The organism is Kitasatospora sp. NPDC056783, assembly GCF_042789895.1.
In the GTDB taxonomy this organism is placed as follows: domain Bacteria; phylum Actinomycetota; class Actinomycetes; order Streptomycetales; family Streptomycetaceae; genus Kitasatospora.
In genome coordinates, this window is sequence record NZ_JBHUAF010000143.1 from 1 (window position 1) to 19,198 (window position 19,198).

Sequence of the window (19,198 nt, forward strand, 5' to 3'; positions counted from 1 at the left end):
GGGAGCGGGGCCGCCCTTCGGCGGAGGGTGGGGAAGAAGGCTCAGGGGATCAGATCTTCGCCCACGCGTCGGTCAGGCTGGTCCGCAGGATCTGCTCGATCTCGTCGAAGGTCGACTGGTCGGAGATCAGCGGCGGGGCCAGCTGGATGACCGGGTCGCCACGGTCGTCGGCGCGGCAGTACAGGCCGTTGTCGAAGAGGGCCTTCGACAGGAAGCCGTAGAGGACGCGCTCGACCTCTTCGTCGTTGAACGACTCCTTGGTGACCTTGTCCTTCACGAGCTCGATGCCGTAGAAGTACCCGTTGCCGCGGACGTCGCCGACGATCGGCAGGTCGCGCAGCTTGTCCAGGGTGCCCAGGAACGCCGACTCGTTGTCGAGCACGTGCTGGTTCAGGCCCTCGCGCTCGAAGATGTCGAGGTTGGCCAGCGCCACCGCGGAGGAGACCGGGTGGCCACCGAAGGTGTAGCCGTGCAGGAAGGTGTTGTCACCCTTGTAGAACGGCTCGGCCAGGCGGTCCGAGATGATCGTGGCGCCGATCGGGGAGTAGCCCGAGGTCATGCCCTTGGCGCAGGTGATCATGTCGGGCTGGTAGCCGAACTTGTCGGCGCCGAACATGGTGCCCAGGCGGCCGAAGGCGCAGATGACCTCGTCCGAGACCAGCAGCACGTCGTGGCGGTCGCAGATCTCGCGCAGGCGCTGGAAGTACCCGGGCGGCGGCGGGAAGCAGCCACCGGCGTTCTGGACCGGCTCGACGAAGACGGCGGCGACGGTCTCGGCGCCCTCGTTGAGGATGGCCACCTCGATCTCGTCGGCGCACCAGCGGCCGTAGGCCTCGGGGTCGACCGTGCCGTCGGGGCCCTCGAGGAAGGCCGGGGCGCGGTAGATGTTGGTGTTCGGGGCCTTGTGGGTGCCCGGCACCAGCGGCTCGAACGGGGCCTTCAGGCCCGGCAGGCCGGTGATCGACAGGGCGCCCTGGGGGGTGCCGTGGTAGGCGACGGCGCGCGAGATGACCTTGTACTTGGTCGGCTTGCCGGTCAGCTTGAAGTACTGCTTGGCGAGCTTCCAGGCGGTCTCGACGGCCTCGCCGCCACCGGTGGAGAAGAAGACCTTGTTCAGGTCGCCCGGGGCGTAGTTGGCCAGGCGCTCGGCCAGCTCGACGGCCTTCGGGTGGGCGTAGCTCCACACCGGGAAGAAGGCGAGCTCCTTGGCCTGCTTGGCGGCGGCCTCGGCGAGCTCCTCACGGCCGTGGCCGGCCTGGACGACGAACAGGCCGGCGAGGCCGTCGAGGTACTTGCGTCCCTTGTCGTCCCAGACGTAGGTGCCCTCGCCCTTGACGATCGTCGGCACGGGGGAGTTCTCGTACGACGACATGCGGGTGAAGTGCATCCACAGGTGGTCGTAGGCGGTCTTGGAAAGGTCCTTCTGCGCCGGGTCGGCTGTCATCGGGTGCCCCAGGTGTAGGTCTGTTTCCGGAGCTTCAGGTAAACGAAGCTCTCGGTGCTCCGCACGCCGGGAAGGGCGCGGATGCGCTTGTTGATCAGTTCGAGCAGGTGCTCGTCGTCCTCGCAGACCAGTTCGGCCAGGAGGTCGAACGAGCCTGCGGTGCAGACGACGTAGTCGACCTCGTCGAGGGCGGCCAACGCGTCGGCGACGGGCTCGATGTCGCCCTCGACCCGGATTCCGACCATCGCCTGGCGGGTGAAACCGACGGTGAGCGGGTCCGTGACGGCGACGATCTGCATCACGCCCTGGTCGAGCAGCTTCTGGACGCGCTGCCGCACGGCTGCCTCGGACAGGCCGACGGCCTTGCCGATGGCGGCGTACGGGCGACGCCCGTCCTCCTGGAGCTGCTCGATGATCGCCTTGGAGGCGGCGTCGAGGGGAACGCTGGCGTTCCGGTCGCGGTTGGCCACGCGGCCACTGTGCCTGATCGCTTCTACGTTCGCAAGCTCGGAAACTGCTGATTTCGTCGTGATCTTGGAAATCGCATGCGGATTTCATTGCCCAAGCGCACTCGACCTGTCGATACCAGCAGTCGTGTGGTTACCCTGGCACGGTACGCGCGCGAACCCCGAGGGGCGGCGCGCGTACCGCCACCAGTGGACCGCGCCGTCCCGGGCCCGGCCACTCGGGACCCTTCGTACGCCGGTTGGTCCGACGTACCATGGCGCCGGAATCTGCAACGCCGCAGGCCCAGACCGAGGAGAGATCCGTGAGCGACCTTCGCACGCTGCGCAACTACATCAACGGTGAGTTCGTCGACGCGGCTGACGGCCGCACGCTCGACATCGTCGACCCGACCACCGGCGAGGTCTACGCGACGTCGCCGCTGTCCGGTGCCGCTGACGTGGACGCCGCGATGACCTCCGCCGCCGCCGCGTTCCCGGTCTGGCGCGACTCCACCCCGAGCACCCGGCAGAAGCTGCTGCTCAAGATCGCCGACGCCGTCGAGGCCCGTGCCGACGAGATCGTCGACACCGAGGTCCGCAACACCGGCAAGCCCCGCGCGCTGACCCTCTCCGAGGAGATCGGCCCGATGGTGGACCAGATCCGCTTCTTCGCCGGTGCCGCCCGCCTGCTGGAGGGCAAGGCCGCCGGTGAGTACATGGACGGGATGACCTCGATCATCCGCCGCGAGCCGGTCGGCGTCTGCGCCCAGGTCGCGCCGTGGAACTACCCGATGATGATGGCCGTCTGGAAGTTCGCCCCGGCCATCGCCGCGGGCAACGCCGTCGTGCTGAAGCCCTCCGACACCACCCCGGCCTCCACCGTGCTGCTGGCCGAGATCATCGGCGGCATCCTCAAGGACATGGAGCTGCCGGCCGGCGTCTTCAACGTCATCTGCGGCGACCGCGAGACCGGCAAGCTGATGGTCGAGCACAAGACCCCGGCGATGGCCTCCATCACCGGCTCGGTCCGCGCCGGCATCTCGGTCGCCGAGTCGGCCTCCAAGGACGTCAAGCGCGTCCACCTGGAGCTGGGCGGCAAGGCCCCGGTCGTGGTCTTCGAGGACGCCGACATCGCCGAGGCCGTCGAGGGCATCTCGGTGGCGGGCTACTTCAACGCGGGCCAGGACTGTACCGCCGCCACCCGCGTGCTGGTGCACGAGTCGATCCACGACGCCTTCGTCGAGGCGCTGGCCAAGGCCGCGGCCGAGACCAAGACCGGCGGCGTCGACGACGAGGACGTGCTCTACGGCCCGCTGAACAACGCCAACCAGCTGAAGCAGGTCTCCGGCTTCATCGAGCGGCTGCCCGCCCACGCCAAGGTCGAGGCCGGTGGCCACCGGGTCGGCGACCAGGGCTACTTCTACGCCCCGACCGTCGTCTCCGGCCTGAACCAGGATGACGAGATCATCCAGAACGAGGTCTTCGGCCCGGTCATCACCGTGCAGAAGTTCTCCGACGAGGACCAGGCCGTCGAGTACGCCAACGGCGTCGAGTTCGCGCTGGCCTCCTCGGTGTGGACCAAGGACCACGCCCGCGCCATGCGGATGTCGCGCCGCCTGGACTTCGGCTGCGTCTGGATCAACACCCACATCCCGCTGGTCGCCGAGATGCCGCACGGTGGCTTCAAGAAGTCCGGCTACGGCAAGGACCTGTCGGCGTACGGCTTCGAGGACTACACCCGCGTGAAGCACGTCATGACCGCGATCTGAGCGGGTCGTGACCATCCAGCGCGGAATGACCGCGATCTGAGCGGGTCGTGACCATCCAGCGCGGAATGACCGCGATCTGAGCGGGTCGTGACCATCGAGCGCGGAATGACCGCGATCTGATCACTTTAAAAAGTCAGGTGAACTGACCATGGGCCCGGGTCTTCTCGACCCGGGCCCTGTGTCTTTGCATCCTGTCGGCGGTTGGCGCGACCGGCTGACACGATGGAACTGCCCATCGGGTACGGGCCGTCCTAGCCTTACCGGCATGAGCATCCCCACCGCTGACTCAGCCGCCGGCCAGGCCGTCAAGGCCGCCGACCGCGCGCACGTCTTCCACTCGTGGTCCGCCCAGGCGCTGATCGACCCCCTCGCGGTGGCCGGCGCCGAGGGCTCGTACTTCTGGGACTACGACGGCAACCGCTACCTCGACTTCTCGTCGCAGCTGGTCAACACCAACATCGGGCACCAGCACCCGAAGGTGGTCGCCGCGATCCAGGAGCAGGCGGCGAAGCTCTGCACCATCGCGCCCGGCTTCGCGGTCGAGTCGCGCAGCGAGGCCGCCCGGCTGATCGCCGAGCGCACCCCCGGCGACCTGGACAAGATCTTCTTCACCAACGGCGGAGCCGAGGCCAACGAGAACGCCATCCGGCTGGCCCGGCTGCACACCGGCCGCCAGAAGGTGCTGTCCACCTACCGCTCGTACCACGGCGCCACCGCCAACGCGATCGCCCTCACCGGCGACCCGCGGCGCTGGGCCAACGAGACCGGGGTCTCCGGAGTGGTGCACTTCTGGGGGCCGTACCCATACCGCACCAACTTCCACGCCGAGAACGAGGCACAGGAGTGCGAGCGCGCGCTGGAGCACCTGGAGCAGGTGATCGCGTTCGAGGGGCCCGGCACCGTCGCGGCGGTCATCCTGGAGACGGTGGTCGGCACCGCGGGCGTCCTGGTCCCGCCGGCCGGCTACCTGGCCGGGGTGCGGGAGATCTGCGACCGCTACGGGATCGTGTTCATCCTGGACGAGGTGATGGCCGGCTTCGGCCGCACCGGCGAGTGGTTCGCCGCCGACCACTGGGGCGTCACCCCGGACCTGCTCACCTTCGCCAAGGGCGTCAACTCGGGCTACGTGCCGCTGGGCGGCGTGGCGATCAGCGCCGAGATCGCGGCCACCTTCGCCGAGCGGGCCTTCCCCGGCGGGCTCACCTACTCCGGCCACCCGCTGGCCTGCGCCTCCGCGGTGGCGACCATCGGCACCATGGCGGAGGAGGGCATCGTCGAGAACGCCAGGCACATCGGCGAGACCGTGCTCGGCCCCGGTCTGCGCGAGCTGGCCGAGCGGCACCCGTCGATCGGCGAGGTCCGCGGCCTCGGCGTGTTCTGGGCGCTCGACCTGGTGAAGGACCGGGAGACCCGCGAGCCGCTGGTGCCCTACAACGCGGCCGGCGCCGACAACGCGCCGATGGCCGAGCTGGCCGCCGCCTGCAAGCAGCGCGGGCTCTGGCCGTTCGTCAACATGAACCGCTTCCACGTCGTCCCGCCGTGCACCGTCACCGAGGAGGAGGCCAAGACCGGCCTCGCGGTGCTGGACGAGGTGCTGTCGCTGACCGACGCGCACACTGTCTGACGTACCTACCAGGACGGCCCCGTGCACTCGTGTGCCCGGGGCCGTCCCACGCTCCGGAAGGCCGCTCATGCCCAGAAGCTCCACCCTGACCCGCCGTCCCGTCGACTCCCCGTCGTTCCGCCGCCGGTCCGTGCTCGGCGGGGTCGCGCTGCTCGGCGCCGGCACGCTGACCGGCTGCGGCATCCCGTCCGCGTACGTGGACGAGGACCGCCGTTCGGCGCCGGACCGCTCGGAGGGCGACAAGCGGCTCGCCTTCTCCAACTGGACGCAGTACATCGACACCGACGACGCGGGCGGGCGGCCGACCCTGGACGCGTTCAGCGCGGAGAGCGGCGTCGCGGTCACCTACACCGAGGACATCAACGACAACGACGAGTTCTTCGGCAAGATCAGCCCGGTGCTCACCCAGGGCGCCGCCCCCGGCCGGGACCTGATGGTGATCAGCGACTGGATGGCCGGCCGGTACGTCTCGCTGGGCTGGGTGCAGGCCATGGACCGGGCCAACCTGCCCAACGTCACCGCCAACCTGGACCCGCAGCTCGCCGACCCGGCCTTCGACCCCGGGCGCAGGCGCAGCGTGCCGTGGCAGTCCGGGATCACCGGCATCGCCTACAACCGCAAGGCGCTCGGCCGGGAGATCAAGTCCACCGCCGACCTGTGGGCGCCCGACCTCAAGGGCCGGGTCACGCTGTTCGCCGGGCTGGACGAGGCCCTCGGGCTGCTGATGCTCTCCCAGGGCGCGGACATCGCGAACTTCGGCGACGACGACGCCCGCAAGGCGATGGACCTGGTCCAGAAGTCGGTGGACAGCGGCCACGTCCGGCGCTTCACCGGCAACGACTACACCAGCGACCTCGCCTCCGGCGCGGCGCTCGCCTGCCAGGCCTACTCCGGCGACGCCGTCCAACTCACCGCCGAGAACCCGGACATCGAGTTCGTGGTGCCCGAGGAGGGCGGCGAGCTGTGGGCGGAGAGCCTGATGATCCCCAACCGGGCCGCCCACAAGCGCAACGCCGAGCTGCTGGTCGACTACTACTACCGGCCCGAGGTGGCCGCCGAACTCGCCGCGTTCGTCCAGTACATCTGCCCGGTGCCGGCCGCCCGCGAGGTGCTGGCCGCCAGCGGGGACAAGGAGAAGGCCGAACTCGCCGAGAACCCGCTGGTGTTCCCGACCGACGAGATGCGCGAGCGGCTGCACACCATGCGCGACGTCACCTCTGCCGAGCGGCCGGAGTTGCACAAGGTCTGGGGCCGCATCACCGGGGTGTGAGGCACGGGCTCAGCGTCGCACCGCGTCCAGCGCGAGCAGCGCCACGTGCAGGGAGAGGCAGGACTCCACCTGGTCGAGGTCGACGCCGAGGATGCGTTCGACCTTGTGCAGCCGGTCGTAGAAGGAGGGCCGGGACAGGTGCGCGGCGTCCGCCGCGGCCGACTTGTTGCGGCCCTGCTCCAGGTAGATCCGCAGCATCCGCACCAACTGGCCGTTGTGCTCGGCGTCGTGGGCCAGCAGCGGGCCCAACTCCCTTTCCACGTACGTCTGCAGCCGGGCGTCGTCGCGCAGCAGGTGGAGCAGGCCGCGCAGCCGGACGTCCGGCAGGCGGTAGTAGGAGGAGCTGCGGCCGCCGGGCGCGTCGTGCAGGGCGGCGTCGGCGACCTGGGTGGCCTCCAGCAGGGTGCGCCGGGCGTCGCGCACCGAGCCGACCGAGGAGCCGACCGCGACCACCGGGCCCGCCGGGTCGGTGCCCTCCCGGCCGGACTCGGCCGACATCCGGCGCAGCGCGGCGGAGAGGGCGTCCAGTGAGGCGTGCTCGTCCTGCTGGGTGCCGAGCGCGATCAGCAGGCCGACGGCCTCGTCGTCCAGCGCGCCGACCAGGGCGGTCAGCCGGCAGGCCCGGACCGCGCCGGCCGCCAGCTCGGTGAAGTCGCGCAGCCGGGCCTGCGCCTCCAGCGCGGCCGGGATCGGCCCGCGTCGCTGGCGCAGCACCACGCCGACCAGCCGGCGGCCCTCCAGCGGGACGCCGAGGGCCTGGGCGCGCAGCGCCGCCTCGGAGACGGTCAGCGCGTGGGTGAGGATGCCCGAGAGCAGGGTGCGGTGGGTCTGCCGCTCCAGGCTCTCCCGGTCGCGCACCACCAGCCGGTTGAGCGCCAGCGCGGAGGCGCCGCGCTCCAGCAGCATGGTGTGCGGATGGGCCTCGCCCTCGGGCAGCGGGCCGGGCTCCTGGACCAGCACCAGCCGGCCCCAGTCCTGGCCGCGGGCGCCGACGGTGGTGACCAGCCAGCCGCTGCGCGGGTCGTGGCCGGTGCGCCCGGCCGGCCGGACCCCGCGGGAGCGGCGCTCCCAGTCCTCCAGCACCTCGGACTCCGAGCGCCCGGCGGTGTCGTGGGCGAGCACCTGGTGGGCCAGGTTCTCCAGGACGACGGGCGAGCCCGCCATCCGGGCCACCTGGCGGATCACCTCGGGCGCCTCGGCGCCCTCCACCACCAGCTCGTTGAAGACCTGGTGGACGGACTCGGAGGCGCGCAGCTGCTCCAGCTGGGCGTTGACGACCAGCGCGTGCACGGCCTCGGTGACGGCGACGAAGCGCAGCTCGCGGCGGAGCGTGATCAGCGGCAGCCCGCGCTGCTCGGCGGCGTTGACCAGGGCGCGGGGGAGCGAGTCGAAGTAGCGCCGCCCGAACTCGACGACCAGGCCCGCCACCCCGACCTCGTCCAGCTCGTGGACGTAGCGGGCCAGGCCCTCCCGATCCTCGGGCAGCGCGATGCCGGTGGTCAGCACCAGCTCGCCGCCGCGGAGCATCCCGGCGACGTCGGGCAGCTCGCTGACGTGCACCCAGCGGACCGGCCGCTCCAGGTGGTCGGCGCCGGCCACGACCTGGGGCAGGCCGCGCCGCATCACGTCCAGGTCGAGGATTCGGGCGACGGTGGGGAGCATCGCGGGCCTCCGGGCGATCAGGGTGATCAGGGTGTCAGGTAAATCATCCATCGTGATGACGACCTGTCGCCCTGCCCGCACCCTTGCACCCTGTAAGGCCCTTCGTGCCGAGACTGTCGGAGTGACCCTTGTCACCCCAACCCCGCACCGGGCAAGGTCAGCGGGACCGCAGACCCCCGGCGCGGACGCCTCACCCCGCAGCGGTCGAACCACGGCACTTGGAGGAACCAGATGGACCTGACCGACTTCGCCCCGGGCGCGCAGTACATCGCGGGCCGCCTGACCCGGGGGAGCGGCGAACCCTTCCAGGTCGTCAACCCCGCCGACGGCAGCGTGGTCGAGCGGATCGCCCTGGCCGGCCCCGAGGACGTGGACGCCGCCGTCGCCGCCGCGAAGGCCGCGCTGCCCGGCTGGTCCTCGGCCACCCCCGGCGCCCGCTCCGAGGCGCTCACCCGGCTGGCCGCCGTGCTGGCCGGGGCGGCCGACGACCTGGCCCGGGTGGAGACCTCGCAGACCGGCAAGCCGGTCAAGCTGGCCACCGAGTTCGACGTCCCCGGCACCATCGACAACGCCGCCTTCTTCGCCGGCGCCGCCCGCAACCTGGAGGGCAAGGCGGCCGGCGAGTACTCCGGCGACCACACCTCGTACGTGCGGCGCGAGGCGGTGGGCGTGGTCGGCTCGATCTCGCCGTGGAACTACCCGCTGCAGATGGCCGCCTGGAAGATCCTCCCGGCGATCGCCGCGGGCAACACCATCGTCCTCAAGCCGGCCGAGCTGACCCCGCTGACCTCGCTGATGTTCGCCCGGGCCTGCACCGCCGCGGGCATCCCGGACGGCGTGGTCAACGTGGTCACCGGCGCCGGGCGCACCGCGGGCGAGCACCTGGTCGGGCACCCGGACGTCGCGATGGTCTCCTTCACCGGTTCCACCGGCGTCGGCAAGCGGGTCGCCGAGATCGCCACCGCGAGCGTCAAGCGCACCCACCTGGAACTCGGCGGCAAGGCCCCGTTCGTGGTCTTCGACGACGCCGACCTGGACGCCGCCGTGCACGGCGTGGTCGCCGCCTCGCTGATCAACGGCGGTCAGGACTGCACCGCCGCCACCCGCGCCTACGTCCAGCGCCCGCTGTACGACGCCTTCGTCGCCGGGGTGGCCGAGCTGTACGCGGCGATCCGGATCGGCGACCCGCTGAACCCGCGGACCGACCTCGGACCGATGGTCTCCCACGCCCACCGGGACCGGGTGGCCGGCTTCGTGGAGCGCGCCCGCTCGTACGCCACCGTGGTCACCGGCGGCCTGGTCCCGGAGAAGGGCCACGACGGCACCGACCTCACCCGGGGCGCGTACTACCCGCCCACCCTGATCACCGGCGCGGCCCAGGACAGCGAGGTCGTGCAGGGCGAGATCTTCGGGCCGGTCCTGGCCGTGCTGGCCTTCGACGGCGACGACGAGGGCCTGCGGCTGGCCAACGACACCCCGTACGGGCTGGCCGCCTCCGCCTGGACGAGCAACGTGCACCGCTCGCTGCGCGCCACCCGGGAGATCGCGGCCGGCTGCGTCTGGGTCAACGACCACATCCCGATCATCAGCGAGATGCCGCACGGCGGCTACAAGGCGTCCGGTTACGGCAAGGACATGTCCCAGTACTCGCTGGACGAGTACACCCAGGTCAAGCACGTCATGTTCGACACCACCGCGGTGGCCCGCAAGGACTGGCACCGCACCGTCTTCGGAGACAGATAACCCCCTCGGCCCACCCGGGTGCCCCCACACCCCATCTCCCCCAGGAGGCCCGTTCCATGGCGTTCAACGAGCTCACCGACGGTCTGCCCGAACCGGTCCGCAGGGCCTGGGAACGCAGCCTGACGAGTGGTCGGGCGGCGCTCGGCCGCCGCACCCTGCTGCGCGCCGCCGCCCTGACCGCCGGAGCGGGCACCCTGGCGGCCTGCGGCATCCCGGCGGCCCCCCGGGCGACCGGCGACTCGACCGCGAACGCCGCTCCGGACCTCTCGGAGACGCAGAAGGAGGTCAACTTCTCCAACTGGCCGCTGTACGTGGACACGGACGAGAAGGACAAGGAGAAGCACGGCACCCTGGACGCCTTCACCGCGGCCACCGGCATCAAGGTGAAGTACAACGAGGACGTCAACGACAACGTCGAGTTCTTCGGCAAGGTCAAGCCGCAGCTGGCCTCCGGCCAGGACACCGGCCGCGACCTGATGGTGCTCACCGACTGGATGGCCGCCCGGCTGATCCGCTTCGGCTGGGCGCAGAAGCTCGACCCGGCGAACGTCACCACCGCGATCACCACCATCGAGGCGCGCTTCCGCGCCCCCGACTGGGACCCGGGCCGGCTGTACTCCTACCCGTGGGCGGGCATCCAGACCGTCATCGCCTACAACCGGAAGGCGACGAAGGGCAAGGAGGTCACCAGCGTCTCCCAGCTGCTGGACGACCCCGACCTCAAGGGCCGGGTGACCTTCCTCTCCGAGATGCGCGACAGCATCGGGATGGTCCTGCTGGACCAGGGCAAGGGCACCGAGAGGTTCACCGCGGACGACTACGACGGCGCGGTCGCCCGGCTCCAGAAGGCTGTCGACAGCAAGCAGATCCGCCGCTTCACCGGCAACGACTACGGCCAGGAGCTCTCGGCCGGCGACATCGCGGCCTGCGTCGCCTGGGGCGGCGACCTGATCCAGCTGCGCGCCGACAACCCGGACATCGAGTTCGTCATCCCGGAGAAGGGCTACATCGCCTCGACCGACAACATGCTGGTCCCGGCCAAGGCGCGGCACAAGACGAACGCGGAGAAGCTGATCGACTTCTACTATCAGCCGAAGATCGCGGCGCAGCTGGTCGCGGGCATCGGCTTCGTCTCCGCCGTCACCGGGATGAAGGACGAGCTCGCGGGCATCGCCCCGGACACCGCGGCCAACCCGCTGGTCGTACCCACCCCCGAGATGGCGGTCAAGGCGCACGTGTTCCGCACGCTCTCGGAGAGCGAGGAGAGCGACTTCGAGCAGAAGTTCTCCAAGCTCATCGGCGCCTGACCCCACCTCCCGGCAGCCAATCCCAGGAAGACACCACCCCATGACAGACCAGCAGCGCGCCGCGGCCGTCGGCGGCGACGTCCGGCTCACCGGCATAGGCAAGACCTACGGCTCCTTCACCGCCGTCCACCCGCTCGACCTGACCGTCCCGCAGGGCTCCTTCTTCGCCCTGCTCGGCGCCTCCGGCTGCGGCAAGACCACCACCCTGCGCATGATCGCCGGCCTGGAGGAGCCCACCTCCGGCACCGTCCTGATCGGCGGCCAGGACGTCACCGCCCTGCCCCCGTACAAGCGGCCGGTGAACACCGTCTTCCAGAGCTACGCGCTCTTCCCGCACCTGGACATCTTCGAGAACGTCGCCTTCGGCCTGCGCCGGCGCGGCAGGAAAGACGTCAAGAGGCAGGTCGACGAGATGCTGGAACTGGTCGAACTCGGCCAGTACGCCCGGCGCAAGCCGCACCAGCTCTCCGGCGGCCAGCAGCAGCGCGTCGCGGTCGCCCGCGCGCTGATCAACCACCCCCAGGTGCTCCTCCTGGACGAGCCGCTGGGCGCGCTCGACCTCAAGCTCCGCCGCCAGATGCAGCTGGAGCTCAAGCGGATCCAGACCGAGGTCGGGATCACCTTCGTGCACGTCACCCACGACCAGGAGGAGGCCATGACCATGGCCGACACCATCGCGGTGATGAACGGCGGCCGGGTCGAGCAGCTGGGCGCGCCCGCCGAGCTGTACGAGAACCCCGCCACCACCTTCGTGGCCAACTTCCTCGGCCAGTCCAACCTGCTGCCCGCCGAGGTCACCGGCACCGACGGCGGCGACCTGCTGCTCAGCGCGGCCGGCGCCCGGCTCGCCGTGCCCAGGGCCCGCTGCGCCACCGACGCCAAGCGCGTCCACCTGGGCGTGCGCCCGGAGAAGATCACCATCACCCACGCCTCCGAACAGGTCGCTGACGGCCGCAACAAGCTGGCCGGCACCGTGCTCGACTCCAGCTTCATCGGGGTCTCCACCCAGTACGTGGTGCGCACCGACGGGGGCCAGGAGGTCACCGTCTTCGAGCAGAACATGGAGCGCGACGCCCGGATCGTCCCCGGCGCCGACGTCCTGCTGCACTGGAACCCGGCGCACTCCTTCGCCCTGGACGCCGCGCAGGCGATCGACGCGGGCACCACGGAGGAGGCCGCGTGACCACCACCACCCCGGCCGCGCCGCCCCAGGCCCCACCCCCTGACAGCAGCCCGTCGCGGGAACCGGCCCCGAAGCCCCGGCGCAAGCTCACCCCGTACTGGCTGCTACTGCCCGGCATCGCCTGGCTGGTGGTCTTCTTCGCCGTCCCGATGCTCTACCAGGGCTCGACCTCGTTGCAGACCGGCTCGCTCGAACAGGGCTTCAAGGTCACCTGGCACTTCTCGACCTACTGGGACGCCCTGGCCGAGTACAAGTGGCACTTCCTGCGCTCGTTCTCCTACGCGGCCGTCGCCACCGTGCTCTGCCTGGCCATCGGCTACCCGCTCGCGTACACGATCGCCTTCAAGGCGAGCAAGCGCTGGCGCAACGTCGTCCTGATCCTGGTCATCGCGCCGTTCTTCACCAGCTTCCTGATCCGCACGCTGGCCTGGAAGACCATCCTGTCCGACGGCGGCCCGGTGGTCGGCGCGCTGAACGCGCTGCACGTCCTGGACGTCACCAACCTGCTGGGCCTCACCGACGGCGACCGGGTGCTGGCCACGCCGCTCGCCGTGGTCTGCGGCCTGACCTACAACTTCCTGCCGTTCATGATCCTGCCGCTGTACACCTCGCTGGAGCGGATCGACCCGCGCCTGCACGAGGCGGCCGGCGACCTCTACGCCCGGCCGTTCACCACCTTCCGCAAGGTCACCTTCCCGATCTCGCTGCCGGGCGTGGTCGCGGGCACCCTGCTGACCTTCATCCCGGCCTCCGGCGACTACATCAACGCCCAGCTGCTGGGCTCGCCGAGCGAGCAGATGGTCGGCAACGGCATCCAGAAGCAGTTCCTGAACGTGCTCGACTACCCCACGGCGGCCGCGCTGAGCTTCATCCTGATGGCCCTGATCCTGGGCATGGTGACGGTCTACATGCGCAAGGCCGGGACGGAGGATCTGGTCTGATGTCCCGGATGTCCAAGTGGATCCGAGCCCACCTGGTGGTGCTGGCCGGCCTGCTGGCCCTCGCCTACCTGGTGCTGCCCAACCTGGTCGTGCTGGCCTTCTCCTTCAACAAGCCGACCGGCAAGTTCAACTACGAGTGGAACGAGTTCTCCACCGACGCCTGGACCAACCCCTGCGGGGTGGCGGGCATGTGCCAGTCGCTCTCGCTCAGCCTGCGGATCGCGGTGCTCGCCACCCTCGGCGCCACCGTGCTCGGCACCATGGTCGCCTTCGCGCTGGCCCGTTACCGCTTCCGAGGCCGCTCCGCCACCAGTGCGATGATCTTCCTGCCGATGGCGATGCCCGAGGTGGTCATGGCCGCCTCGCTCGGGACGCTCTTCCTCAACATGCGCATCCCGTTCGGCTTCACCACCATCCTCATCGCGCACATCATGTTCTGCCTCAGCTTCGTGGTGACGGCGGTCAAGGCACGCGTGATGAGCATGGACCCGAGGCTCGAACAGGCCGCCCAGGACCTCTACGCGACCCCCCTCCAGACCTTCCTGAGGGTCACCCTGCCGCTGGCGGCGCCCGGCATCGCGGCGGGCGCGCTGCTCAGCTTCGCCCTCTCCTTCGACGACTTCATCATCACCCAGTTCAACTCGGGCCCGACCACGGTCACCTTCCCGATGTTCGTCTGGGGCGCCTCGCAGCGCGGCATCCCGGTGCAGGTGAACGTCATCGGCACCGCGATGTTCCTCGCCGCCGTCGTGCTGACCGTCGGCGGCCAGTGGCTGGGCAACCGTCGCAAGGCCACCGCCTGACGTACGGTCGACAGCGGTGGAACGTACGACCATCAACTATCCGTAGAAAGTGGCTGATAATGCATGGACTCCGCCCGCGCACTCAGTGACGCCAGGCCCACCCCCTTCTGGCTGGAGGATCCCGGCCGGCCGGCGGCACTGCCCGCGCTGGTCGGCGACACCACCTGCGACCTGCTGGTCGTCGGCGGCGGCTACTCCGGCCTGTGGACCGCCCTCATCGCCAAGGAGCGCGACCCCTCGCTGGACGTCGTGCTGGTCGAGGGCAACGAGGTCGGGTGGGCCGCGTCCGGGCGCAACGGCGGATTCTGTGCGGCCAGCCTCACCCACGGCTTCGGCAACGGCCTGGACCGCTGGCCGTCCGAACTGGCCCAGCTGGAACGCCTCGGTGCCGCCAACCTCGACGGCATCGAGGCCACCCTGAAGCGCCACGGCATCGACGCCGAGTGGGAGCGCACCGGCGAGATCGACGTCGCCACCCAGCCCCACCAGGTCGAGGAACTCCACGAGATCGCCGAGGCCGTCCAACGGTACGGCTTCGACATCACCGTCCTGGACGCCGACCAGATGCGCGCCGAAGTGGACTCGCCTACCTTCCTCGGCGGCCTCTGGGACAAGGAGGGCGTGGCGATGGTCCACCCCGCCAAGCTCGCCTGGGGCCTCAAGGACGCCTGCCTGAGCCAGGGCGTGCGGATCTTCGAACACACCCGGGCCACCGACCTGCGGGAGCACGGCAGCGGCATGGCCGTCCGCACCCCGTACGGCCGGGTGCTCGCCCGCAAGGTCGCGCTCGGCACCAACGCGTTCCCGTCCCTGCTCAAGCGGGTCCGCCCGTACATCGTCCCGGTGTACGACTACGCGCTGATGACCGAGCCGCTCAGCGAGGAACAGCTCGCCTCGATCGGCTGGCGCGGGCGGCAGGGCCTCGGCGACAGCGCCAACAAGTTCCACTACTTCCGGCTCTCCGCCGACAACCGCGTCCTCTGGGGCGGCTACGACGCGGTCTACCACTTCGGCGGCCACGTCCGGCACGAGTACGACCAGCGGCCGGAGACCTTCCGCACCCTGGCCAACCACTTCTTCCGCTGCTTCCCGCAGCTGGAGGGGCTGCGCTTCACCAACGCCTGGGGCGGCGCGATCGACACCTGCAGCCGGTTCTCGGCCTTCTTCGACACCGGGTACCGGGGCAAGGTCGCGTACGCCGTCGGCTACACCGGGCTCGGCGTCGGCGCCACCCGCTTCGGGGCCGAGGTGATGCTCGACCTGCTCGCCGGCGAGCGCACCGAACGCACCTCGCTGGACATGGTGCGCAGCAAGCCGCTGCCGTTCCCGCCCGAACCGGTGCGCTGGGCCGGGATCGAGCTCACCACCCGGTCGCTGGAACGGGCCGACCGCAACGGGGGGCACCGCAACCTCTGGCTGCGCACCCTGGACCGGATGGGGCTGGGCTTCGACAGCTGACCTCGCGGCCCGCATGAGCGCGAGCGCATGAGCGCGAACGCAGGAAACGCGGGCGCATGAAATGCGACCGCATGAGCGCGACCCGTGTAAGAGGGACCCGCCGTCCGCCTCTCCCTGGTGACGGCGGGTCCCGGTCTTCCTGCCGTGTCCGAACAGTACGAACGGCGAGAAGCGGGGACACGACATGGAGAACACCGGACTGCACTGGCTCGCGCAGGCGGCACCGGACCCGGACACCTTCCGGGAACGGTGGGAGCGCACCGGGCTGGGCCTGATGCCGCTGCCGGCCGGCCGCCGCTGGGACGTCCTGGCCGTCCCCGGACGGCTCGGGCGCCCGGCCCTGGGGGTCCTGGACCCACGCACCCGGGGGCCCGTCCTCACCGACTCCGGAGGCGAGTACGTCAGCTTCCTGGTGCCGGTCGGCACCTCCGCCCGCTGGATCGGCACCGGCGTGCGCAGCGCGGGCAAGGGCACCTGGATCGTCCTCCCGCACCCCGAACGGGCCAGCCGGGCCGTGCGCTGGCTGGTCCCGCCCGACGGCTCCGGGCGGCTCAACGACCTGGTCCTGCTGGAGCTCGCCCTGCACGAGGCGGCGGCGGGGCTCGGCGACTGGTGAGCCCGTGACGTCCGGCGGCGGCCAAGCCCGCTCCGGGGCCCGGCGGAGGGGCGTGGGGGAGAGGGGCTGGGCCGGCCCGGCGGAGGGGCGCGCGGCGCGGGTGGTCGCGTCAGACTGGAGGCGTGACCACCGTCCCGCACGCCGTCGACGCGTCCCTCCGCCCCGGCCCCGCCCAGCTGCGCCTGGCCGCCCTCGCCGCATCCGTCTGCGACCGGTACGGCCTCGCCCTGGCCGGTGGGCACGCCCTGCGGGCCCACGGGGTCGGGGCCTGCCCGCAGGACGGGCTCACCCTGGTGACCGGCGGCGCCGACCTGCCCGAGGTGGCCGTGGCACTCGGCGAGGCCTACCGGGCGGCGGGCGGCGGGGCCGTCGAGCGGCCGGGCACCCCGCGGCTGGAACAGCTCACCGTGCGGCTGGCGCTGGGCGGGCGGTCGCACTCGGTGGAACTGCGCAAGGAGCCGCTGGGGCACCGCCCGGTCCGGCTCGACTTCGGTGCGCCCGGGCCGGACGGGCCGGATGTGCCGGACGGGCCGGATGTGCCGGGCGAGCCGCCGATGGTGCTGCCGGTCGTCGCCCTGGAGGACGCGGCCGCGCTGACCACCGCACTGCTCGTGGACCGGGGCATGCCGCGCGACCTGATCGACGTGCGTGCCCTCACCCGTTGTTACCGGGAGGGGGAACTGCTCGCACTGGCGGGGGAACTGGACCCGGACTTCCAGCCCACGGCGCTGGCCGAGCGGCTGGAGACGCTCGCCGAGGCGGCGGACGGACGGTTCCGTGCCCGGGGCGTCCCGGCCGGCGAGGTGGACGAGCTGAAGCGATGGGCGCTGGCGTGGGCGCAGGACCTGCGGCTGGACCTGCTGGAGACCCAGGAGGCGGCGGACGGGCTGCACGACCCCTACCTGGAGGACGAGGAGTCCTGAGGCCGGCCTCTCGCGTCACCCGTTCGAGGGAGTGACCGGACGACCTGTAAGGCTGGTTCGCCGATCCCCGTCAGCCTGCTCGTTGAGCCGGGCCGCGGCGGCCACCAGACTGGAAAGCGAGCGCGGTAGCCCCGTGATCTTCCGTCGCCCGGCCCAAGCCGCGGGCGGCGCCAGACCGGACCGGTGGCAGGACGCCGCCCGGGACTTCGGAGGCAGACGGACCTTGAGCAAGCACATCATTCACTGGATCGACGGCAAGCCGGTCGCCACCGCCGGTGCGGCCCCCCGACGCGGCGACGTCTTCGACCCGGCCACCGGTCAGACCGCCGGCCAGGTCGACTTCGCCGAGATCGCCGAGGTCGACCAGGCGGTCGCCGCCGCCGCCTCGGCCTTCGCCGAGTGGCGCACCGCCTCGATCGCCAAGCGGACGACGGTGCTCTTCGCCTTCCGCGAGCTGCTGAACGCCCGCCGCGACGAGCTGGCCTCGATCATCGTGGCGGAGCACGGCAAGGTGCACTCCGACGCCCTGGGCGAGATCGCCCGCGGCCTGGAGGTCGTGGAGTACGCCTGCGGCATCCCGCAGCTGATCAAGGGCGGCTTCACCGAGCAGGCCTCGACCGGCGTCGACGTCTACTCGATCCGCCAGCCGCTCGGGCCGGTCGCGATCATCTCGCCGTTCAACTTCCCGGCCATGGTGCCGATGTGGTTCTTCCCGATCGCCATCGCGGCCGGCAACACCGTGGTGCTGAAGCCCTCGGAGAAGGACCCGTCCGCCGCCAACTTCCTCGCCGAGCTGTGGAAGGAGGCCGGTCTGCCGGACGGCGTCTTCAACGTCGTGCACGGCGACAAGGTGGCCGTCGACCGCCTGCTGGAGCACCCGGACGTCAAGTCCGTCAGCTTCGTCGGCTCCACTCCGATCGCCCGCTACGTCTACGAGACCGGCACCCGCTACGGCAAGCGCGTGCAGGCCCTGGGCGGCGCCAAGAACCACATGCTGGTCCTGCCGGACGCCGACCTCGACCTCGCCGCCGACGCAGCTGTCAACGCCGGCTTCGGCGCTGCCGGCGAGCGCTGCATGGCGGTGTCCGTGCTGGTCGCGGTCGACCCGATCGGCGACGAGCTGGTCGAGAAGATCAAGGAGCGGGTGGCCACCCTGAAGGTCGGCCCCGGCTGCAACGGCGACTCCGAGATGGGCCCGCTGGTCACTGGTCAGCACCGTGACAAGGTCACCTCCTACGTGGAGTCCGGTGTCGCCGACGGCGCCGAGCTCGCCGTGGACGGCCGCAAGCACCCGGTCACCGCCGAGGACAAGAACGGCTCGCCGACGGCGGACGGCTTCTGGCTCGGCCCCACGCTGTTCGACCACGTGAAGCCCGGCATGTCGGTCTACAACGACGAGATCTTCGGCCCGGTCCTCTCGGTGGTCCGCGTCGCCTCCTACGAGGAGGGCCTGGCGCTGATCAATGCCAACCCGTACGGCAACGGCACCGCCCTCTTCACCAACGACGGCGGCGCGGCCCGGCGCTTCCAGTTCGAGGTGGAGGTCGGCATGGTCGGCATCAACGTGCCGATCCCGGTCCCGGTCGCCTACTACTCCTTCGGCGGCTGGAAGGCCTCGCTGTTCGGCGACGCCCACGCGTACGGTCCGGACGGCGTGCAGTTCTTCACCCGGGGCAAGGCCGTGACCCAGCGCTGGCTGGACCCGTCGCACGGGGGCATCAACCTGGGCTTCCCCACCAACAGCTGAGCCGTGAGGCTCCACCGGCCGGACCCCTCCCCCCGGGGTCCGGCCGGCCCTCTTCGCACGTCGTTTGCATCCGGTGGCCGAAGCGCGTACAGTTCTTCGAGCTGCCTGGCAGGGAGCACCGGACACGCATCCGCGCGGACGGTCCCGGGGTAGCCAATCCTGTGAATCACCACTTCCGGTTCGTGCCGGTCGTTTCGCTTTTTCGCGTCACGGCTTGGCGCTTATTCGGCGTGTTCGTTTTATCGGATTGCGGCCGGATTCG

The 19,198-nt window shown here is 70.9% G+C and carries 15 protein-coding genes; 12 read left to right on the forward strand and 3 right to left on the reverse strand.

What is annotated here, in order from left to right:
• Positions 1-49 precede the first annotated feature (49 nt).
• Both ACFRMQ_RS20985 and ACFRMQ_RS20990 read right to left on the reverse strand, forming a co-directional pair.
• Complete coding sequence (locus ACFRMQ_RS20985) at positions 50-1,444, reverse strand: aspartate aminotransferase family protein (protein ID WP_049651897.1); 1,395 nt, start codon at positions 1,442-1,444, stop codon at positions 50-52.
• The gene (locus ACFRMQ_RS20990; protein ID WP_030243538.1) at positions 1,441-1,914 is read right to left on the reverse strand and encodes an Lrp/AsnC family transcriptional regulator; all 474 of its coding nucleotides are present in this window, start codon (positions 1,912-1,914) and stop codon (positions 1,441-1,443) included. Before ACFRMQ_RS20990 ends, ACFRMQ_RS20985 begins: the two co-directional genes overlap by 4 nt.
• Before the next feature lie 251 nt (positions 1,915-2,165).
• On the opposite strand from ACFRMQ_RS20990, the gene ACFRMQ_RS20995 reads away from it, so the two are divergent.
• The 3 genes from ACFRMQ_RS20995 to ACFRMQ_RS21005 all read left to right on the forward strand — a co-directional run bounded on the left by ACFRMQ_RS20995 (position 2,166) and on the right by ACFRMQ_RS21005 (position 6,553).
• Positions 2,166-3,659, forward strand: a complete 1,494-nt coding sequence (locus tag ACFRMQ_RS20995) for a gamma-aminobutyraldehyde dehydrogenase (RefSeq protein ID WP_380732020.1) — start codon at positions 2,166-2,168, stop codon at positions 3,657-3,659.
• A gap of 265 nt (positions 3,660-3,924) precedes the next feature.
• Positions 3,925-5,283: an aspartate aminotransferase family protein gene (locus tag ACFRMQ_RS21000; protein WP_380732021.1), complete on the forward strand. Its 1,359-nt coding sequence runs from the start codon at positions 3,925-3,927 to the stop codon at positions 5,281-5,283.
• 67 nt (positions 5,284-5,350) lie between these two features.
• A complete protein-coding gene (locus ACFRMQ_RS21005; protein WP_380732022.1) occupies positions 5,351-6,553 on the forward strand; it encodes a spermidine/putrescine ABC transporter substrate-binding protein in 1,203 nt (400 codons plus the stop codon).
• 9 nt (positions 6,554-6,562) lie between these two features.
• Here the strand turns inward: ACFRMQ_RS21005 and ACFRMQ_RS21010 are convergent, their stop codons facing one another.
• Positions 6,563-8,266 (reverse strand): PucR family transcriptional regulator, encoded by a 1,704-nt coding sequence (locus ACFRMQ_RS21010; protein ID WP_380732023.1) that lies wholly within the window; start codon positions 8,264-8,266, stop codon positions 6,563-6,565.
• Positions 8,267-8,446: 180 nt separating this feature from the next.
• Between ACFRMQ_RS21010 and ACFRMQ_RS21015 the strand changes: the two genes are divergently transcribed.
• The 9 genes from ACFRMQ_RS21015 (at position 8,447) to ACFRMQ_RS21055 (ending at position 18,936) form a co-directional block, all read left to right on the forward strand.
• Positions 8,447-9,958 (forward strand): gamma-aminobutyraldehyde dehydrogenase, encoded by a 1,512-nt coding sequence (locus tag ACFRMQ_RS21015; RefSeq protein WP_380732024.1) that lies wholly within the window; start codon positions 8,447-8,449, stop codon positions 9,956-9,958.
• A gap of 56 nt (positions 9,959-10,014) precedes the next feature.
• A complete protein-coding gene (locus ACFRMQ_RS21020) occupies positions 10,015-11,265 on the forward strand; it encodes a spermidine/putrescine ABC transporter substrate-binding protein (RefSeq protein WP_380732025.1) in 1,251 nt (416 codons plus the stop codon).
• A 40-nt stretch (positions 11,266-11,305) separates the two neighbouring features.
• Complete coding sequence (locus ACFRMQ_RS21025) at positions 11,306-12,448, forward strand: ABC transporter ATP-binding protein (RefSeq protein ID WP_380732026.1); 1,143 nt, start codon at positions 11,306-11,308, stop codon at positions 12,446-12,448.
• The gene (locus ACFRMQ_RS21030) at positions 12,445-13,389 is read left to right on the forward strand and encodes an ABC transporter permease (RefSeq protein ID WP_380732027.1); all 945 of its coding nucleotides are present in this window, start codon (positions 12,445-12,447) and stop codon (positions 13,387-13,389) included. The genes ACFRMQ_RS21025 and ACFRMQ_RS21030 overlap by 4 nt, the downstream gene beginning before the upstream one ends.
• 8 nt (positions 13,390-13,397) lie before the next feature.
• A complete protein-coding gene (locus ACFRMQ_RS21035) occupies positions 13,398-14,192 on the forward strand; it encodes an ABC transporter permease (protein ID WP_380732028.1) in 795 nt (264 codons plus the stop codon).
• 63 nt (positions 14,193-14,255) lie between these two features.
• On the forward strand, positions 14,256-15,650 hold the full coding sequence (locus ACFRMQ_RS21040; RefSeq protein ID WP_380732029.1) for an NAD(P)/FAD-dependent oxidoreductase: 1,395 nt from the start codon (positions 14,256-14,258) through the stop codon (positions 15,648-15,650).
• Between the two features lie 184 nt (positions 15,651-15,834).
• Entirely contained in the window at positions 15,835-16,266 is a 432-nt protein-coding gene (locus ACFRMQ_RS21045) for a bifunctional DNA primase/polymerase (RefSeq protein WP_380732030.1), read from the forward strand.
• 122 nt (positions 16,267-16,388) lie between these two features.
• Positions 16,389-17,189 (forward strand): nucleotidyl transferase AbiEii/AbiGii toxin family protein, encoded by an 801-nt coding sequence (locus tag ACFRMQ_RS21050; protein ID WP_380732031.1) that lies wholly within the window; start codon positions 16,389-16,391, stop codon positions 17,187-17,189.
• Between the two features lie 223 nt (positions 17,190-17,412).
• Complete coding sequence (locus ACFRMQ_RS21055; RefSeq protein ID WP_380732032.1) at positions 17,413-18,936, forward strand: CoA-acylating methylmalonate-semialdehyde dehydrogenase; 1,524 nt, start codon at positions 17,413-17,415, stop codon at positions 18,934-18,936.
• Positions 18,937-19,198: the final 262 nt, after the last annotated feature.

What these genes read in the sequence shown, in the direction of transcription:
- ACFRMQ_RS20985 (WP_049651897.1), bottom strand. Translation starts at nt 1,444, where the DNA reads ATGACAGCCGACCCGGCGCAGAAGGACCTTTCCAAGACCGCCTACGAC.
- ACFRMQ_RS20995 (WP_380732020.1), top strand. Translation starts at nt 2,166, where the DNA reads ATGGCGCCGGAATCTGCAACGCCGCAGGCCCAGACCGAGGAGAGATCC.
- ACFRMQ_RS21000 (WP_380732021.1), top strand. Translation starts at nt 3,925, where the DNA reads ATGAGCATCCCCACCGCTGACTCAGCCGCCGGCCAGGCCGTCAAGGCC.
- ACFRMQ_RS21005 (WP_380732022.1), top strand. Translation starts at nt 5,351, where the DNA reads ATGCCCAGAAGCTCCACCCTGACCCGCCGTCCCGTCGACTCCCCGTCG.
- ACFRMQ_RS21010 (WP_380732023.1), bottom strand. Translation starts at nt 8,266, where the DNA reads ATGGATGATTTACCTGACACCCTGATCACCCTGATCGCCCGGAGGCCC.
- ACFRMQ_RS21015 (WP_380732024.1), top strand. Translation starts at nt 8,447, where the DNA reads ATGGACCTGACCGACTTCGCCCCGGGCGCGCAGTACATCGCGGGCCGC.
- ACFRMQ_RS21020 (WP_380732025.1), top strand. Translation starts at nt 10,015, where the DNA reads ATGGCGTTCAACGAGCTCACCGACGGTCTGCCCGAACCGGTCCGCAGG.
- ACFRMQ_RS21025 (WP_380732026.1), top strand. Translation starts at nt 11,306, where the DNA reads ATGACAGACCAGCAGCGCGCCGCGGCCGTCGGCGGCGACGTCCGGCTC.
- ACFRMQ_RS21035 (WP_380732028.1), top strand. Translation starts at nt 13,398, where the DNA reads ATGTCCAAGTGGATCCGAGCCCACCTGGTGGTGCTGGCCGGCCTGCTG.
- ACFRMQ_RS21040 (WP_380732029.1), top strand. Translation starts at nt 14,256, where the DNA reads ATGGACTCCGCCCGCGCACTCAGTGACGCCAGGCCCACCCCCTTCTGG.
- ACFRMQ_RS21045 (WP_380732030.1), top strand. Translation starts at nt 15,835, where the DNA reads ATGGAGAACACCGGACTGCACTGGCTCGCGCAGGCGGCACCGGACCCG.